This is a genomic window from Kordia sp. SMS9 (assembly GCF_003352465.1).
In the GTDB taxonomy this organism is placed as follows: Bacteria; Bacteroidota; Bacteroidia; order Flavobacteriales; family Flavobacteriaceae; genus Kordia.
In genome coordinates this window covers 3,043,033-3,059,906 of record NZ_CP031153.1, presented here as the reverse complement: position 1 = coordinate 3,059,906, position 16,874 = coordinate 3,043,033, and the positions used below count along the sequence as shown (strand labels likewise).

General features: G+C 35.4%; 19 protein-coding genes. 10 read left to right on the top strand and 9 right to left on the bottom strand.

What is annotated here, in order from left to right:
- The first annotated feature begins 4 nt into the window (after positions 1–4).
- The 3 genes from KORDIASMS9_RS13345 to KORDIASMS9_RS13335 all read left to right on the top strand — a co-directional run bounded on the left by KORDIASMS9_RS13345 (position 5) and on the right by KORDIASMS9_RS13335 (position 3,786).
- Positions 5–1,918: a S9 family peptidase gene (locus KORDIASMS9_RS13345; protein WP_114903310.1), complete on the top strand. Its 1,914-nt coding sequence runs from the start codon at positions 5–7 to the stop codon at positions 1,916–1,918.
- Positions 1,919–2,046: 128 nt separating this feature from the next.
- Positions 2,047–2,526, top strand: coding sequence for a superoxide dismutase family protein (locus KORDIASMS9_RS13340; RefSeq protein ID WP_371412773.1), 480 nt, complete (start codon positions 2,047–2,049; stop codon positions 2,524–2,526).
- A gap of 75 nt (positions 2,527–2,601) precedes the next feature.
- The gene (locus KORDIASMS9_RS13335; RefSeq protein ID WP_114903308.1) at positions 2,602–3,786 is read left to right on the top strand and encodes an LETM1-related biofilm-associated protein; all 1,185 of its coding nucleotides are present in this window, start codon (positions 2,602–2,604) and stop codon (positions 3,784–3,786) included.
- 114 nt (positions 3,787–3,900) lie between these two features.
- On the opposite strand, the gene KORDIASMS9_RS13330 is transcribed toward KORDIASMS9_RS13335, so the two are convergent.
- Positions 3,901–4,230 carry a hypothetical protein gene (locus KORDIASMS9_RS13330; protein WP_114903307.1) on the bottom strand — a complete coding sequence of 110 codons (330 nt, stop codon included), beginning with the start codon at positions 4,228–4,230 and terminating at the stop codon, positions 3,901–3,903.
- 363 nt (positions 4,231–4,593) lie between these two features.
- On the opposite strand from KORDIASMS9_RS13330, the gene KORDIASMS9_RS13325 reads away from it, so the two are divergent.
- Positions 4,594–5,238: an outer membrane beta-barrel protein gene (locus KORDIASMS9_RS13325; protein WP_114903306.1), complete on the top strand. Its 645-nt coding sequence runs from the start codon at positions 4,594–4,596 to the stop codon at positions 5,236–5,238.
- A gap of 320 nt (positions 5,239–5,558) precedes the next feature.
- Here KORDIASMS9_RS13325 and KORDIASMS9_RS13320 read toward each other — a convergent pair whose 3' ends face one another.
- The 5 genes from KORDIASMS9_RS13320 to KORDIASMS9_RS13300 all read right to left on the bottom strand — a co-directional run bounded on the left by KORDIASMS9_RS13320 (position 5,559) and on the right by KORDIASMS9_RS13300 (position 9,255).
- Positions 5,559–6,314 carry a LytTR family DNA-binding domain-containing protein gene (locus tag KORDIASMS9_RS13320; RefSeq protein ID WP_114903305.1) on the bottom strand — a complete coding sequence of 252 codons (756 nt, stop codon included), beginning with the start codon at positions 6,312–6,314 and terminating at the stop codon, positions 5,559–5,561.
- A gap of 140 nt (positions 6,315–6,454) precedes the next feature.
- The gene (locus KORDIASMS9_RS13315) at positions 6,455–6,814 is read right to left on the bottom strand and encodes a 2TM domain-containing protein (protein WP_114903304.1); all 360 of its coding nucleotides are present in this window, start codon (positions 6,812–6,814) and stop codon (positions 6,455–6,457) included.
- A gap of 54 nt (positions 6,815–6,868) precedes the next feature.
- A complete protein-coding gene (locus KORDIASMS9_RS13310) occupies positions 6,869–7,210 on the bottom strand; it encodes a 2TM domain-containing protein (protein WP_114905249.1) in 342 nt (113 codons plus the stop codon).
- Entirely contained in the window at positions 7,210–8,574 is a 1,365-nt protein-coding gene (locus KORDIASMS9_RS13305; RefSeq protein WP_205317989.1) for a 2TM domain-containing protein, read from the bottom strand. Before KORDIASMS9_RS13305 ends, KORDIASMS9_RS13310 begins: the two co-directional genes overlap by 1 nt.
- A 54-nt stretch (positions 8,575–8,628) precedes the next feature.
- Positions 8,629–9,255, bottom strand: coding sequence for a hypothetical protein (locus KORDIASMS9_RS13300; RefSeq protein ID WP_114905247.1), 627 nt, complete (start codon positions 9,253–9,255; stop codon positions 8,629–8,631).
- Positions 9,256–9,770: 515 nt separating this feature from the next.
- Between KORDIASMS9_RS13300 and KORDIASMS9_RS13295 the strand changes: the two genes are divergently transcribed.
- Complete coding sequence (locus tag KORDIASMS9_RS13295; RefSeq protein ID WP_114903303.1) at positions 9,771–10,247, top strand: hypothetical protein; 477 nt, start codon at positions 9,771–9,773, stop codon at positions 10,245–10,247.
- On the opposite strand, the gene KORDIASMS9_RS13290 is transcribed toward KORDIASMS9_RS13295, so the two are convergent.
- Positions 10,244–10,549 (bottom strand): hypothetical protein, encoded by a 306-nt coding sequence (locus tag KORDIASMS9_RS13290; protein ID WP_114903302.1) that lies wholly within the window; start codon positions 10,547–10,549, stop codon positions 10,244–10,246. The two genes, KORDIASMS9_RS13295 and KORDIASMS9_RS13290, sit on opposite strands and share 4 nt — an antisense overlap.
- Before the next feature lie 183 nt (positions 10,550–10,732).
- On the opposite strand from KORDIASMS9_RS13290, the gene KORDIASMS9_RS13285 reads away from it, so the two are divergent.
- Complete coding sequence (locus KORDIASMS9_RS13285; RefSeq protein WP_162819946.1) at positions 10,733–11,188, top strand: hypothetical protein; 456 nt, start codon at positions 10,733–10,735, stop codon at positions 11,186–11,188.
- A 62-nt stretch (positions 11,189–11,250) separates the two neighbouring features.
- On the opposite strand, the gene KORDIASMS9_RS13280 is transcribed toward KORDIASMS9_RS13285, so the two are convergent.
- The gene (locus KORDIASMS9_RS13280) at positions 11,251–12,558 is read right to left on the bottom strand and encodes a phosphatidylserine decarboxylase (protein ID WP_114903300.1); all 1,308 of its coding nucleotides are present in this window, start codon (positions 12,556–12,558) and stop codon (positions 11,251–11,253) included.
- Between the two features lie 125 nt (positions 12,559–12,683).
- Here KORDIASMS9_RS13280 and KORDIASMS9_RS13275 point away from each other — a divergent pair, with 125 nt between their 5' ends.
- Complete coding sequence (locus KORDIASMS9_RS13275) at positions 12,684–13,199, top strand: GNAT family N-acetyltransferase (protein WP_114903299.1); 516 nt, start codon at positions 12,684–12,686, stop codon at positions 13,197–13,199.
- Positions 13,200–13,241: 42 nt separating this feature from the next.
- Here KORDIASMS9_RS13275 and KORDIASMS9_RS13270 read toward each other — a convergent pair whose 3' ends face one another.
- The gene (locus KORDIASMS9_RS13270; protein ID WP_114903298.1) at positions 13,242–15,395 is read right to left on the bottom strand and encodes a TonB-dependent receptor; all 2,154 of its coding nucleotides are present in this window, start codon (positions 15,393–15,395) and stop codon (positions 13,242–13,244) included.
- A 206-nt stretch (positions 15,396–15,601) separates the two neighbouring features.
- Here KORDIASMS9_RS13270 and KORDIASMS9_RS13265 point away from each other — a divergent pair, with 206 nt between their 5' ends.
- The 3 genes from KORDIASMS9_RS13265 (at position 15,602) to KORDIASMS9_RS13255 (ending at position 16,865) form a co-directional block, all read left to right on the top strand.
- Positions 15,602–15,856 carry a DUF6576 domain-containing protein gene (locus KORDIASMS9_RS13265; protein ID WP_114903297.1) on the top strand — a complete coding sequence of 85 codons (255 nt, stop codon included), beginning with the start codon at positions 15,602–15,604 and terminating at the stop codon, positions 15,854–15,856.
- Positions 15,856–16,401, top strand: a complete 546-nt coding sequence (locus tag KORDIASMS9_RS13260; protein ID WP_114903296.1) for a metal-dependent hydrolase — start codon at positions 15,856–15,858, stop codon at positions 16,399–16,401. The genes KORDIASMS9_RS13265 and KORDIASMS9_RS13260 overlap by 1 nt, the downstream gene beginning before the upstream one ends.
- Before the next feature lie 221 nt (positions 16,402–16,622).
- Positions 16,623–16,865 (top strand): hypothetical protein, encoded by a 243-nt coding sequence (locus tag KORDIASMS9_RS13255; RefSeq protein WP_114903295.1) that lies wholly within the window; start codon positions 16,623–16,625, stop codon positions 16,863–16,865.
- Positions 16,866–16,874: the final 9 nt, after the last annotated feature.

The window sequence follows — 16,874 nt, the reverse complement described above, 5'->3', positions numbered from 1 at the left end:
TCGCATGAAAAAGCTAAGTATATTTTGTGTACTGTGTATTTTCTTTATTTCTTGTAAAGACGATACAAAACCAACAAAAAAAGACACTGCGCAATCGATTCAACAATACACGATTGAGCAGATGATGGACAACGAAAGTGTATCTGGCGGAAGTTTTTCTCCAGATAAATCGAAACTATTGATTAGAAGTAACCGTTCTGGAATTTTTAACATGTATACAATTCCTGTGAAAGGTGGCGAATACACACCGATTACAGCATCCGACAGTGTTTCAGTATACTCTATTTCCTTCTTCCCAGAAGACGAACGTATTTTATACCGAATGGACAATAATGGAGACGAAATTTTTCATTTGTTCGTAAAAAACACAGATGGAACTGCTCAAGAATTGACCACGACAGCAGGTGCCAGAGCTTCCTTTGCAGGTTGGTCAAAAGACAAGAAAAGTTTCTTCTATCAATCGAATGAACGTGACAAACGTTTTATGGATTTGTATGAAATGGACATTGCTACTTTTACGCCAAAACTCATGTTTAAAAATGAAGACGGCTATAGTATTGAAAGTATTTCGGATGATAAATCGTATTTGGCACTTGGCAAGAGTATCAACACAAATGATAGCAATTTATTTGTGTATGACATGGCTTCAAAAAAGTTTACCAATGTTAATGAGAAACTAAGTGCGAACGATGCAGAAGAATTTTCAAGCGACAATGCTTCTCTGTATTATACCACAGATGCTGATGGCGAATTTTCATATTTGATGAAATTTAATATCGCAGCTGGAACACATGAAAAAGTGCTAGAAAAATCGTGGGACATCATGGGAAGTTACATCACGGATAAAGGAACGTATCGCGTCACCTACATCAATGAAGATGCTAAAAACGCCATTGAAATCACGAAAGTTGCCACAGGAAAACCCTTGGAATTGCCCGATTTTGGCAGTAAAAGTATTACCAATGTTGGTTTTTCGCGAGATGAAAGCATGATGCGCATGTATGTGGGCGGATCAAACACGCCGTCAAATTTATATGTGTACGATTTGGCAACAAAAAAGTTAACACAATTGACCAATACACTGAACAAAGCTGTTAATATTGATGATCTAGTGACGGCAAAAGTCATTCGTTACAAATCGTTTGATGATACTGAAATTCCTGCGATTTATTACTTGCCAAAACAAGCGTCTGCAAACAAGAAAGTTCCTGCATTGGTTTGGGTGCATGGTGGTCCAGGCGGACAATCGCGTCAGTCGTTTAGTGCATTAGTTCAATACTTGACAAATCACGGATATGCAATTTTAGCCGTGAACAATCGTGGAAGTAGTGGCTATGGGAAAACATTCTACAAAATGGACGATTTAAATCATGGTGAAGGCGATTTGCAAGATTGTGTAGAAGGAAAAAATTGGCTTGCCCAACAAGCAGAAATTGACAGCGATAAAATTGGAATCATTGGCGGTTCGTATGGCGGTTATATGACCATGGCAGCGTTGACGTACACACCAGAAGCGTTTCAAGTTGGTGTCAATATTTTTGGAGTCACCAATTGGATTCGTACTTTGAAAAGCATTCCGCCATGGTGGGAATCGTATAAAGAATCATTGTACAAGGAATTAGGCAATCCAAACACCAAAGATTCTGTTCGCTTGAAACGAATTTCTCCACTATTCCACACGAATAAAGTTACCAAACCCTTAATGGTGTTGCAAGGCGCCAAAGATCCAAGAGTGTTACAGGTAGAATCTGATGAAATTGTAGCTGGCGTGAAGAAAAATGGTGTTCCTGTAGAATATGTGTTGTTTGAAGATGAAGGTCACGGATTTGTAAAAAAAGAAAATCAAATAGAAGCGTACAGTCGAATCCTCTCATTTTTAGACAAATATCTAAAGAAGAAAGAAGAATTTAAAGATTAGGCACTGAATTTCGTTTGTTTTTGTTTTAATATCTACTTACCTTGTTAAACAAATTTTAGAAATACTAATTCAAAACCAAAAATATAATGAGAAAAGGAATATTCATGATGCTTGCAGGAGTGTTGTTCATGACTGTAAGTTGTTCTTCTGGCGACAAAGAAATTAAGTTTGATTTGGAAGCAAAAAGCGGAAGTAAAGTTACAGGAAATGTCACTTTTACAGAAAATGAAGAAGGTAAAGTAAAAATGTTAGCAGTGATGAATGGTTTAACACCTGGTGTGCATGCAATTCACATTCATGAAAAAGCTGATTGTTCTTCTGCGGATGGAAAATCTGCTGGTGGACACTGGAATCCAACGGCACAACCACATGGAAAATGGGGTTCTCCAAAAGGATATCACAAAGGCGATATTGGAAACTTTGAAGCTGATGATGATGGATACGCAGAAATGGAGTTTTCAACGGATGAATGGTGTATTGGCTGTGACGATAAAACTAAAAACATTGTTGGAAAAGCAATCATTGTACACGCAGGTGCGGATGATTATACATCGCAACCTTCGGGAGCTGCTGGCGCACGTGTAAGTTGTGGTGGAATTATTCAATAAGAAATTAAGAAATAGTGTATTGATAAAGCTACTTTGTTCAGAGTAGCTTTATTTTGTATAGAACCTAAAAGAACCATGAACCCATCTGCCAAAGGCTGGATCAAAAAACTATTAGCCGAATCAAAATCTAAGGAAATATTCTCGACTGCCTACTCGTTGGATGATTTGTATAACGAATTGAAAGCGTGTGGTTTTGTGTATGGAACAAATTTGAAGGCCATTTTTAATAGTGTGGAACGCACCGATTTGACACATGAAGAATTGTGCAAAGTTAATATGGTGCTTGCCTTTGATTTTATTCACAAAAATTATCATTGCGAACGCGATTTTGTAGATTCTGTCACCGATTTCTATAATATTGTTGATGACTTTAAACGTTCTTTTTTTCAAGAATTATTTTTGGGAAAAAAGAAATCATACGATCTGCTGGAAAGCATGATTACTAAGCGAATTGCCATTGATGATAATGTCATCACGAAGAACTTCAATTACTTAATTACCAACACGTTGCTATTTGTAGATGTGTTGGCGTATGAAAAATATTTGCAAACTGGCGATGTTACTGATCAGTATTTACGAGATTTAGAAGCCACCATTGAAACCATCATTTTTATCGCATTAGATTTAAAGAAAGAAAAGACACAATATGATAAAAGTCTCATCAAGCTTTTTGAATCTTCGTTTCGTTATGAGCATCGAGAACGACTGCATTATGACGATGTGATTCAAAATATTTACAATCCGCTCACAAAATATTACATCATTGATTTGGTGTGTATGACCTTTTGGACCGACACTGTAATTGATGATGATGAACGTGTATTTCTAGATCAGTTGGTACAAGATTTAGAAATTCCCAAAGAAATATTGCAAAAATCCATTGACGATATTCACTTTTTTTATGAGAAAAATAAGGATGAGGTCGCTTTGTTAAAATCGCGCAATATGATTCAGAGTTTTTATGAGAACTCTAGCAATATGGTGACAAAGCTGATCAATCGGAATAAAAAACGGTTGGCTACTGAAATGTATGAAAGTAAAGAATTGATGGTTTTATTAACACAATCGACCACACGCTCGCTTTCTGATGAAGAACAAAAACGAGTGAAAGAACAGTTGCTAGATATTTTTAAAAGCATTCCGAGTTTGGCGATTTTTATGTTGCCTGGCGGCATGCTATTACTTCCAATTGTGATTAAGTACATTCCAAATATTTTGCCTTCAGGTTTTGACGATAATCGTTTGGACGAAGAAGAGTAGGTTTTTAAACTTGTTTTTACTTTCGGAAGAAATCTTTTTAGAACGCTTCCTCCTTTTCGTAAACTAAAAAAGCATCCTTTTTTATAAAAGAATGCTTTTATTATACATGTATATTTATACTTTGAACTTTTTAAAACTTCCTGAAAATGGAATTACAATATTTTCAACAGCTACTCCACCAGACAAGCGAATTCCGTTTTCTCCAGATGTTGTATCTGTAGCGCCTGCGATACCTACATAATGGTTTGGATCGTCTTGAAATCCACTTAATACCAGTGTTGTCCCTTTAAAGCCACTTGCAACAAAATGGTAATGAATTGAAACTGGAATGTTTATTTCTCCCAATATAAAATTACCTTTACCTTGTCCGTTAGCGTTGTTTGCTTCTGCAATTTCTAATACTGCTCCCGAATCATCGTTTGTGTATTTTCCTACTAAACTCATAATTAAAATTTTTTAGATTGAATGCTTACTCTATTTTAGGCTTTTCAGCGTGTGCCTTTAGTATTTTGTTTGGATTAATCACAGTTCAAAGATGTTTGATTGTTAAGAAAAAGAAAAAATAAATGAGTAAGTGGACAAGTATGTTATGTGATTGGATACTATTCTTTTGTAAAAGAAAAAACTAGTTGCCAATTTTTGTTTACGACTTGCGTGCACGCAAAAAAATGAAATCATCCATACAGCATATTCTATTCCTAAATCTAGTTAAGTTATACCGCTGTTTTATGAATCACGACTATTATTTTATTTAAAATTGAAATATTCTAAGTAGCTTCACGTTGTGAAATCAAAAAATTTACAACAATGAAAAAACTTAATTTTAGTACCTTTTTAGCCCTTATTTTTTCTTTTACCCTGCTAAACGCACAAAATGATCATAGTGATAAAGACCACGGATCGGATGCAAAGTTTAGCTTTTTAGCGTATGGAGGAATTGGATATGCAGTTGTTGACAATGACAATCAACCAAATTACAATTTGGATGCTAATACCGCCGACTTTTTATTGCATTATAGAATTGGAAAACGCTACGGAATTGCCACAGGAATTGGTTTTGATCAATTGAATGGAACTGGTTTTAATGCTGGTGGAAATTTTTATCATGAACGCAATACGCTTCGAATTCCGTTGTTGTTAAGCGTGAATTATAATTTATCGCCTAAAGTACGCTTGGTTGCCAATGTTGGAGTGTATGGAAAAACCATTATCAAAGATGAATACAGCTTTGTTGGCGGAACTATAGATGATGTTTATGAAGGTTGGAATTTTGGTTTGCAAACAGGAATTGGCTTGTCATACAATTTCAATCATAAAACAAGTCTTGGTATCATGTTTAATACACAAGGAGATTTTAACCGAATTGATAGCGATCCTAATAAAGGAATTGTGGATGAACAAAAAATTACCGGAATCAATACAATTGGATTGTTGTTTGCGATTAATTTGTAATTTGGACTTGCTGGCGCTCTTAGACTCGTTCTTACTCTTAGAATGTTAGAGCGCTTTGCTTTTAGATTTTACATTTATAATTTCAAAGTACTTCTCGATACACTTTTTCTTCATTTCATTTCGACTACGCTCAATATAAACATTTCGAAAAACCACTCGAGGTGACGTTTGGTATTCGGTGTTCAGTATTCGGTGTTCAGTATTCGTTGTTCAGTATTCAGTATTCGTTATTCATTATTCATTATTCATTATTCATTATTCGTTATTCATTATTCAGTATTCATTATTCAAAAAATAAGTAAACTGAGCGAAGTCGAAGTTTAATTCAACCAATTTTTAAAGTCTTTTACGCGTTCGCGACTTACGATGATTTCTTGTTCGTGGAAGTTGTGTAGTTTTATTTGTAAACGGGAATTGGTGTAACTTATGATGTCTTTGATCGCATTGATGTTTACGTAAAATTTTCTACTGACACGATAGAAGATTTCTGGAGATAGTTCATTTTCTAAGTTTTCCAAAGAAGTTTCTAGCAGATAGTTTCTGCCTTCAACGGTATATGCATAAGTTCCTTTGTTTTCACTGTAAAAACACTCAATTTCATCAATAGGAATCATTTTTAAGTGTTGTCCCACTTTTACAGTATAACGTTTTTTATAAGTGCGTTCTATCGGATTGACCAATAGTTTTTTGATGTCTTCAAAGTTGAGTTGCACATTTTGTGCTTTTGGCGTGCGCGCTTTGTATTTTTGCACCGCAGTAATCAATTCGTCTTCATCAATCGGTTTGAGCAAATAGTCAATACTGTTCAGTTTGAAAGCTTGCAACGCATATTCATCATACGCAGTTGTAAAGATGATTGCTGACGTGACTTCTATGACTTCAAAGATTTCAAAGGACAATCCGTCAGAGAGTTGAATGTCTAAAAATATCAAATCGGGATGTACATTATTCTGAAACCATTCAATAGATTCTGCCACAGAGTGTAGCATGATTTCCACTTGCATTTCTTCGCGTTCCAACATTCGATTGAGTCGTCGTGCAGATGGTTTTTCGTCTTCGATGATGATTACTTTCATTTTTTGGTGTTGGTTTTTAGGTGGTCGCTTTGCTTCGTTGTTTTGTGTATTTGTTATTTTGTGTATTTGTTAAGAGTTGGTTCTTGAGAAACGTACTAATACCTAATTCCCAAAACCTAAAGCCTTTATCATTTCAAAAGTCATTCCCAGTTACGACGGTTATCAGACATATATTCTTTAATTTTTCGTTCTTCCCACTTTTTACCTAGTAAGAAATCAGGTCCAAAAACGCCTGCTGCGTGAAACGCCAATCCAATTCCCCAGAAAAATGCCGTGGAAAAATGTCCGAATTTCCAGAACGTTTCGCCTGTATCCAAGTTGAATCCAATCATTGAAAGTATAAAAATATTGACGATGACATACGAAGCCAAATGTCCATAAAAACCTTTGATTTTTTCTACTTTCTTTTTTGCTCGTAAGTACGCTTCCTCTTTTTTATAATCTCTGTTATAAGTTTCTGATGAATTTGAAGTATCTATGTTTGATGGTAATCTTTCCATGATTCTTTATTTTTTGTGTTATCTATGCTACATCCTTTGTTAAAATATATAGAATTAATACCAATTTTGACTGTCTTCTTCATCTTCCATATATTCTCTAATTTTGCGTTCTTCCCAATTGCTGCCAAACACTCCATTTTTGAAAAAAACGTTGAACGCGTGAAACGCCAGTCCAATTCCCCAAGCTAACCACACAACATAAGTTCCAAAGTCATAAAAGGCTTGTTCAAAGGTTTCTCCATTTTCCATGTTGCGCATTATTTTTTTTATGCTGATGAACAAATTTACACAGATATACACCAATAAGTGAATGTAAAAACCTCTGATATCGTCTACTCTTTTTTGAGCTCGCAAATAACGTTCGGCTCTTTCTTGATCTCTATTATTGTCGTCCATTAGTTCCATCTTTTGCGTTCTTCTTGTTCCATAAACTCTTTGATTTTGCGCTGTTCCCAGTTTCTTCCAAATTTTCCATCTTCAAAAAATACGCTCATGGCGTGAAATGCTAAACCGATTCCCCAACCGAGCATTGGAAACCAAAACCATTGAAATTCCCAGCTTGTTTTCCAGTTGATGAATGCCAAAAACGGAATCACCAAACAGTAGGATAGTAAATTATAATAAAATTCTTTTAGTTTTTCTACATGCTTTCTAGCTTCGATATATCTATCGTCTAGTCCACTTCTTTCGATTCGTGGTACCATTTCATTTCTCATGATTTCTTTTTGTTTTGTAAGCATCGGAATCGCTACTTGAAAATCCGATGCTGTTTTGTTAATATATACTTGGCGTTGTGTGAGTAAATTATATCGCTGTCGGATATTGTTTAAACCTACGCCACTACTCTTTTTTACAATTTGTTTTTCTTGAAGATTGTTTTCAATAATTAAGTTTCCACGATCTTCATATATTTTTATGTGCAATGGTTTTGACGGCATTACCATGTTGTGTTTTACAGCGTTTTCTAACAGCAATTGCAATGATAATGGCACTACTTTACTATCGGGATTGCTTGCCGCTTCAGGAGCTTCAAAAATGATGCTGTCTTCAAAACGCATTTTTAATAAACTCATATACGTTTTGGCAAATTTCAATTCTTCATCAACCGTAACGAGTTCTTTATTTTTTTGCTCTAACACATACCGATACACTTTGGAAAGTCCGGAAGTAAATTTCTGTGCCTGACGCGGATTTTCATCAATTAAAGAACTAAGTACATTTAAACTGTTGAACAAAAAATGCGGATCGAGTTGATTTTTTAAGGCATCAAACTGCGCGGATGCGGTTCCTGCAATGATTTTTTGCTCGGTAACTTTCTTTTTTTGCAATTCCTTGTAAAAGTAAATCGCATGAAAAAACACGGAGAAAAAGACCGTTACTAAAAGTGCTTGTAAATAAAAATTTGCACTTTGACTTTTCATAAAAACTTCATACGTTTCGCCATTAATAACGAGCAAATGTACCAATCGTGCTATAAAAATAGTTGCAATCGTTAACACAACCGACCCTACAATTCCAATGAACATTCGATATTGCTGCGTTGATTTAGTCCACACGACACGTTTATTCATGTATTCAAAAAAGTAAGAGTTTACCAAACTAATCGGAATCGAATACAAACAATACAATCCAAAGTCAATCAGTAATTCTTGATTGATGCGTATCGGTTTTCCCGCCGTAAAATCAAAAATCAATTGTATAGCGCATAAAACAAATCCAATAACAATTCCGATAAAAATAACTTTGTTAAACGCTTTCATGCTTGTGTGTTTGATTGATTTACCAAATATACTAATGATTTTTAAACGGTGGTTTTAGTTTTTACATGCTGAAACCAATTTTTCAGCACGTTCTTTTCCCCAATTTGGACTAAAATCGTCTTTTTTAGTGGTGGTTTCAAACAGTGCTTTGGCTCTTTCCAGTTCTTTACAATACGGCGTAGTATCTTTTCCAAAATAACGTGCGCTTCCCATGTCCCACTCGGTTTTACTCAATACAACTCGCGGATTATTTTTGTCGATAGCATACGCTTTCGCGTAAATTTCACTTACTTTTGGCGCATATTGCATTCCGTAAGTGGCTCCATCATACGCAACCCAAACCGTGTATAATAGGGCTTGTACCACCATAATTTCTGGATTGTTCGGTGAAATACTAGACGCGTGATCAATTAATGTTTGTGCTTTTTCTAGTTGCTGTGCTAACTTGCTTTTATCTTTGATGGCAAAACTATTGACCACATTGATTCTAGCTGCGTAATACGATGGCAACCATTCCGTTGGACTCGCCGAAGAAATCCGTTCAAACAAGTTGATCGCTTCTACTGTTTTCTTTTCTTTCAGTAATGAAAACGCTTTTTCCATACCTTTTTCATACTTTGTTTGCGCAGTAGCAATACTGCCTAAAAAAACGAAACTTAACATTAATACAATTTTCTTCATTGTGTTGGTTTTTTGATGATTTGACTTTTTTGTTTGCATGAATTTTCAGATGATTGAAAATACATATTCGATGATGATGAATGCGATACTGATCATTTTTTGATTGATTTTTTACACTGAGCTAAGTCGTAGTGTGATTGATGGTTCAAATATCTAATAAACCGTACTGTTCCAAAAAAAGAAACTACCGAATTGTAATATTTTGAGGATGAATCGTCGTTTTGTTGTTTTTTAGACTTTTTTAGATTCGCTGTGCGCAATTCAAGACTGTTTTTAGAACTCTTTTGAAAGTTAGCATTGTTTATAGTACATCTCAATACTAATTTCTTAACAGCAATTCACTCCTTTAGATTTGTATGTAATTAAATTTCAAATTAATGAATCATCAAATTGACACATTGAATTTGACCTGTTTTGAAATTTCTCAATACTGCTAAAAAATCTCCCTACCATTAGGTATTTCACAGCGTTGTGATTTGCGTATTTTTAAACTACTTAACCGAAACAACTTTCACATGCAGTTTTCAGCAATCATGGCGTATTTTTTGTCGATAACGCTTTATGTAATATTGACCTATAATTTTTTAAAAACAGTATTTTTCTGCTTTCAAAAAGAATTGTTAACAGAAAATAGAAACATTAGAAGGTTTCAACAATTTCTATTGGTGCTACTTTTTATTTGTATGATGGTTTATCACAAAACAGCAAAAACAGAACTCGAAGAACTTTCCATACTTCCATGGATTTGGGGATTTTTGTCAGGACATCTTTTTGTTACACGTAAAAAACACTGGATCAACGAATTGTTGGGCTTGGGAATTTTGCTCGCCATCACCATTGTGCTTTTTTTCAAACAAACAGAGATTGTGCAACTCTTTACAGAAGAAGCCATTGCGAACGTTCTTCCTACAATCTATCTTGTTTATATGAGTTTAGGTTTTGTGTTGGGCGTTTTACTTTGGTCAAATTCATCTTCTGCTGCAAAGAATTAGCCGTTGCGCATCCGCTTTTTGTAGATGAACAGACAAATACAGTTAAATAAAAGATTCATCCCGAAAGGAATACTAAAAAGTTCAATTCCCCAAAATAATACGGGCACTAAAAACACAGAAGGAAATACAAATGCCGCAGATGTTTCCCAAGATTTTGTAAAATCAGGAATCGCAAAATAGATTGTATACAAAAACAGACAAGCAACGGACCAAATGGCAAAAGCAATGTATGCAAGTATAATTTCGCCTTCTGCATTTCCAATCTTGAACAAAGCAAATGTCCAAGGAAGGGCTACATTCATAATAAATGCAATCAAATAAAAATTTCGAATCAGTCTTTTTGAGTTTTTCTTTTGCACGCAGTGTTTTGTTATCGTTAATGGTTTTATGAAGTCTGATACTTTATAAAACCATAATTTATTCAAAAAACTATACTTTTATGGTACTTTTTAAATAAATTCACAGTGTTGAAACTTTCCAAGCCTTTGAAAAAAAATATATTATCACAACTCAAAGAGTTACCAGCAGAAATAAAAGCAGTATTACTATACAATAGTATTCAAACGTTGGTTGTTTTATATATTATCTTTTTGACCTTTCCTTCTAGTTTGTTTTTTGGTGTTTTTGTCGTACTTGTCCTAACTTTAAATTACTTTTTAATTATTCGCAAAAAAGCTGCTTGGGTTTTAATGTTGATTTGGCTTATGGCGATCACGTTTAGCTTCAACTTTACAATAGGCAGCGTAAGTATTTGGTTCGATTTTTACTATGGATTTCAAACTTCTTTAATGATAGGTAGTGATAACGCTTTAGAACAATACATACGTTTAGATTTTTTAGCACTTATATTTTTATTCATCCATATTTCTTCAAGAAAATATTTTAAAAAGAAAACAGTTATTGATGAGATTGACGATATCGCAAAAAACACAGATATTTAATACTAAAAAAAAGCCACAACAAGTTTGCTGTGGCGTTTTTTAATTGTAAATAATCTGATACTTTATTGAACATAAATTGCCGTTTGTCCATATTGAAAATGAATTGGCACATGTCCAGGATCTGCTTTAAACATGTATAAATCTTTTTGTGGCTTTTCAAAAAGCATGATAATGTCTGAACCTCCAAATCTAAATTTTCCAAACTCACGTCCTTTAACAACGGTATCGCCTGTTGCAATTAAGTTTTCTTCTGGAACACCAGCAGGTGGATTGTCTTTTGTATACATCATCACACCAGAAACTTGCGCCATTCCGATAGGTAAAATTGCTACTTTTCCAACTTTTTCACCGCCATCAACAATCACTAATCCACGTGCTTGATTGAATTCGTATCCATCTCCTGCTCCATCTGGTGCGTCCCATTGTCCGTCAATCATTTCTACATTCAAATATACTTTTCCTTGAATATCTTTAATTTCCAATACTTTTCCACCGATTGGCGTATGGAAACGGTGATAATCGTACGGTCCTAAAAAGTAATGTACAAAGGTTCCACCGTAAAAATCTTCTGCGTATTCGCTATTGTCTAATAGTTCTTTAACGGTTCCAATAGCATGCGTATGTTTCAAACGATTTTTTGTGACTTTTCCATCTTTGTCTAATACGTTTCCTTCATCGTCAATTTTATAATCTTCTTTAAAAGTACAATCTGCCGGAGCAACAACAGTTGCGTTATCATCTGGCGCAGCAATTGGGCGCAATGGTGAAATTCCTGTTTTGGCATCTGCATGATTAAATTCTCTGTAGAAAAACTGATTAAATGTTGTCCAAGTAGAGGCATTATCAGCATACAACGGATAGTTATACATCGCGTTGTGCTTAAACGAATACAAACTATCTTTGGTCAATGATTCGGTCGTATCAAGGAAACTTCCCCAAGCAACGGCAAATTTTACCAACCAATCTGCAAATTCTGGAAAACTTTGCATCGACAAATCCGTATCGGGCACTTTTTGATCGACTAGCCAATAGAATTGACATAGTAAATCGTATACTTTTTGGTTATAACCGTTGGAAGTATCGGTACTTTTCCAAGCATTTGGATAATTTGGATCGTCGCTTTCGTCTGGCACCAAACGGACATACATATCTAAATAATCATAATAATGTTCGATGGTAATTGGCCAAGCATTTTGGTTAAACACATCATTATACGCGTTGTATAAATCTGAATTTAGGCTTGTTTCTGCTGAAATTCTCGCAGCAATTAACGAAGCTTCTAAAGCAATTTTCATCGGTGGATTTGCGTCAAGTAGTGTTTTTAAGGCTGTAACGACATCACTGTGGCTATGAACTGAGGTATTTTCCATTGTAAAAAGGTTTAGTTTTATATTACTCAAATATAGTCGCTAAATAATTCATAGAGTAGCGTAGTACTATCCAAATTTAAAAAGCACGTAGATTTGCGTACTTTTGAAACTATAAATCTCAAAAAATGATTCGCATAGAAAAAGCCGTTATTGATGATCTAGAACGTATTGCTGAAATTGGTCGCATAACTTTTTTAGAAACTTATTTGCCCAATACGCCAAAAGAAGCAGTGGAATCTTTTGTTGCAACTGCGTTTGATTTGGATACGCTTCGCGCGGAATTTAACATTGAAAGCATTCACTATTTTATAATCTTTTCAGATGAAACGCTCGCTGGTTATGGTAAGATTGAACTCAATGCTCAAAACGAAATGCTTGAAACACCTCAACTCACCAAACTCGAACGGTTTTATGTATTGAAAGAATTTCATGGACACAAATTGGGTGCGCAACTTTTCAATCATCTTGTACAGTTTTCAAAAGAACAACAGCAACGCGGAATGTGGTTGTACGTGTTGATTGCAAACGAACGCGCGTTGCGTTTTTACACAAAAAACAACTTTCAAATTGTGGGCGAATATGATTTTAAAATTTCTGAAACACGCTACAATCCAAATTATGTGATGTATTTGGTTTATTAAACTATAGCGAAAGTCTCAGACTCGCGCTAACGCTTATATACCCTACAACGTATCCAACTGATTGCTCTTTTTATCATCACTAATGGTCCAAAAGAAACCGATAAAGAAGAATTGATCTTGTGCAGGACGTAAGCTTCTTCGCTGAAATGTTCCGTTTACATCTGGCTGATTCGCGTATTCATATCCAAATACATTTCGAAGTCCAAGCGCATTATTCAACGAGAAATATAGAATTTTTTGATCGGACACTAAATATGCCCAATTCACGCTCAAATTGTGATTGTCTTTGGTACGTTCGCCTAAAAATGAAGTCCTATTTGGGTTTGTATACGGTCTTCCCGAAGAATAGTTATAACTGAATCCTACCTGACTTTTTAACGAATCTACCCAATATTTTGTCACGAGTGAAAAGTTATGTTGTGTTGCAAAATTTGGCATGGCTTCCGTTGGGAAATTTTCAAACTTTCGCGAGGTGTCTAAGTACGAATACGAAACCCAATAATCTAAGTTTTCGATACTAGTATTATCGCGCCACCAAAGGTCCAGTCCTGTTGCATGACCAAATCCATCATTTGCAAAATCGCTTCCAAATTGTGGAAATTCTCCCGAAAACGTGACTAAATTGTTGTATTTTTTGTGGTACGCTTCCGCGCGAAACGTCTTGCCTTCATGCGAATATTGATAGTTTACAATATAATGTGTCGCATTTTCTGGTCGGAAATCGGTGTGAAATTTTAAAAAATCATTTGTTGGATTCTGGTAAAATTGTCCAAATGCAAACGACACTTGATCTTTTTCAGACGTTTTATACGCTACGGACAATCGTGGCGAAATCGTAGTTTCATTCAGTAAAGACGCATGATCTAAGCGAACTCCGACTTTGGCAGCAAACTTTTTTGAGAAGAAAATGTCCGATTCCACGAAAGCGCCAATCAAATTGCTTTTAAAACCGTAATCAATGGCTGAAACAGATGGGTTTTCAAATTCTTCATCAAAATCAGTCGTGAAATATTCTGCTCCAAAATTTAATTTGAATCGGTTGCTAAATTTCTTTTTCAACTTCGCTTTAAAGTGAAACGAATTTTGCAAACTGTTGATGCGATCGTCAATAATACGAATTTTCGATTGATCGCGCGTGTAACTCAATCCTGTTGCAATTCCCCAATCGTCGTTCAACACGCCTTTATACGAACCGTTCATGTACAAATTATTATTATTCAGCTTGAAGCGAACCAATTCGTCAACATTGATGCTTTCTTGGTCGAGTTCAAAATCGGTAATATCAAACGCCGTGTAAAATTTTAACGTTCCATTCTCAAAATGATGACGGAAAACACTTTCTCCTTGTCCGCCTTGAAACGGCTTGATCCAATCGTTACGATCTGGAAATAGTTCCAAATACGGTGCTAAATTAATGTACGATGTGCTAAAACTTACCGAACCTTTCTCCCACTTTTCGGTATGTCCCAACGCACCACCAACCGTCATGATAGAAATATCTGTTTTTTCTTGGGTAGGTTCATTAATCGTGTTCAATTCCAACACACCCGACAACGCTTGTCCGTATTCTGCCGAATATCCACCTGCGGAAAAGGTAATTCCTGTAAACAAAAATGGTGAATAGCGTCCACGCGCAGGAATGTTATTTGTGGTATTGCTGTACGGCGTAAATACACGAATGCCATCAATAAAAATCTGCGTTTCTCCCGCGCTTCCTCCACGCACAAACAAACGTCCGTCTTCCGCTACAGTACTGGTTCCTGGTAAGGTTTGCAACGCGCCCACAACATCGCCCAACGCACTTGCGGTTGTGACAATATCTAAAGGTTTTAGCGCAGTTACTTTGGCATTTTCGCCTGCTTCAAATGAACCTGCACTTAAAATGACGGCGTTTAATGCATCAACATTTTCGCGGAGTTTCACAGTGATGTTTTGCATTTTTGACACATCTAAGGACACTTCTTTCGTTTCAAACGATAAAAAAGAAACCACTAAAATTTGTATTCCTTTTTCTTCTGTGGTAAAACTAAATGCGCCTTTTTCATTGGTGGAAGCGCCGTCATACGTTCCTTTTAAATAGACATTGGCACCAAAAATAGGTTCGTTTGATTGATCGGTAATGATTCCTGAAACTGTGGATTGTGCTAGGATGAAATTGCAAAAACAAAAAGCGATAAGTCCGAGTAATTTTTTCATGAGATTGTTTTTCTGATTTTACACTAAGCTGAGTCGAAGTGTGATTGATGATGGAACAAATCTCCTGCAATTTGAAACGTTTAGAAAAACAGAACTACTGAATTGTCGTAATTTTGGGATGAATTGTATTTTTTAAGAAATTGCAGAAAATTTAGAAATATCATACATTTGACTTCTTTTACAATCGCTTCAATTAGTATTTGCTTATGGATTTAATGGCGTATCTTGCTGCTGCAGTTATTGCAATTTTTATTTACATCAAATTTTTCAAACCCAAGAAAGATGCGGAAGCATTTACAGAGAAGCTTGGGAATAAGTTTGAATCTATTGATGACCAATTCAACGCAAAGCGAAAACAGAAACAAGAAACGATTGATCGAATTTTAGAAAAAATCGGCAACGACGGTATGGAAAGCTTAACTCCCGAAGAAAAAGCATTTTTAGACCAAAACGCCCAATAATGGCTTCTATTTTTGGACACGCATTCGCGGCATTTGCCATTGGAAAAGTTGCGAATACCCAACTAAATCCTGTAAAATTATCGCTTTTAGTCATTTTTTGTTCAGTCATTCCTGACGCAGATGTTATTATGTTCAATTTTGGATATTCGTACGCACATCCGTTGGGACATCGTGGATTTACACACAGCATTGTGTTTGCTTTTTTATTGGCGTTTTTAATTCGAATTATATTTTACCGCAAGGTTAAATTCTTCTCCAAACTTGGAATCAAACTCTTCATCGTTTTTTTAGTAGCGACACTTTCACACAGTTTGCTAGACGCGTGTACCAATGGCGGAAAAGGCGTTGGATTCTTTATTCCTTTTGACAATACTCGTCATTTTTTTTCATGGCGACCGATTTTGGTGTCTCCTTTAGGTGTTGGACGATTTTTTAGCGAATATGGAGTACGTGTGCTTCAAAATGAGGCTTTTTACATTGGAATTCCTGCTATCAGCTTGTTAATATTGCATTATTTTCTGAGAAAAATCAACCTCAAAAAATAAGAGGTTTTACAAAGACTTTCAAGAAAATAATACACGAGCATGTATTATTTTCAATTTTTATTCTTATATTTAAAAAGTTCTTAGTGAACAATTCCCTTATTTTTATAAAACATTGGTTGCAAAATTGTTTTGATTTTAAAAACATCTTTTCGCGAAAGGTGGACTGAGTGCCTGACAGTCACTAAATGATCAGGTATATAAACAATTTTAACTCATTAACCATGTTAAAAAACATTTTAAGTTTAGAAAACGCTCGCGCTTTAAACAAAAAAGAGCAAAAGTCAATTTTAGGAGGTGCACAAGCACAATATGACAAGTGTAGACTATACATCAACAATCCTGATGGTGGAGGCTACTGGTCTGATTATGTTTCCTACGAACAAGCTTCTTCAGAGTGGGACGGAATGGAATATGCAGGCGGATATACTGCATCTGGATATTGCTGTGCAAGTTGCGCGAATTAATACATAATA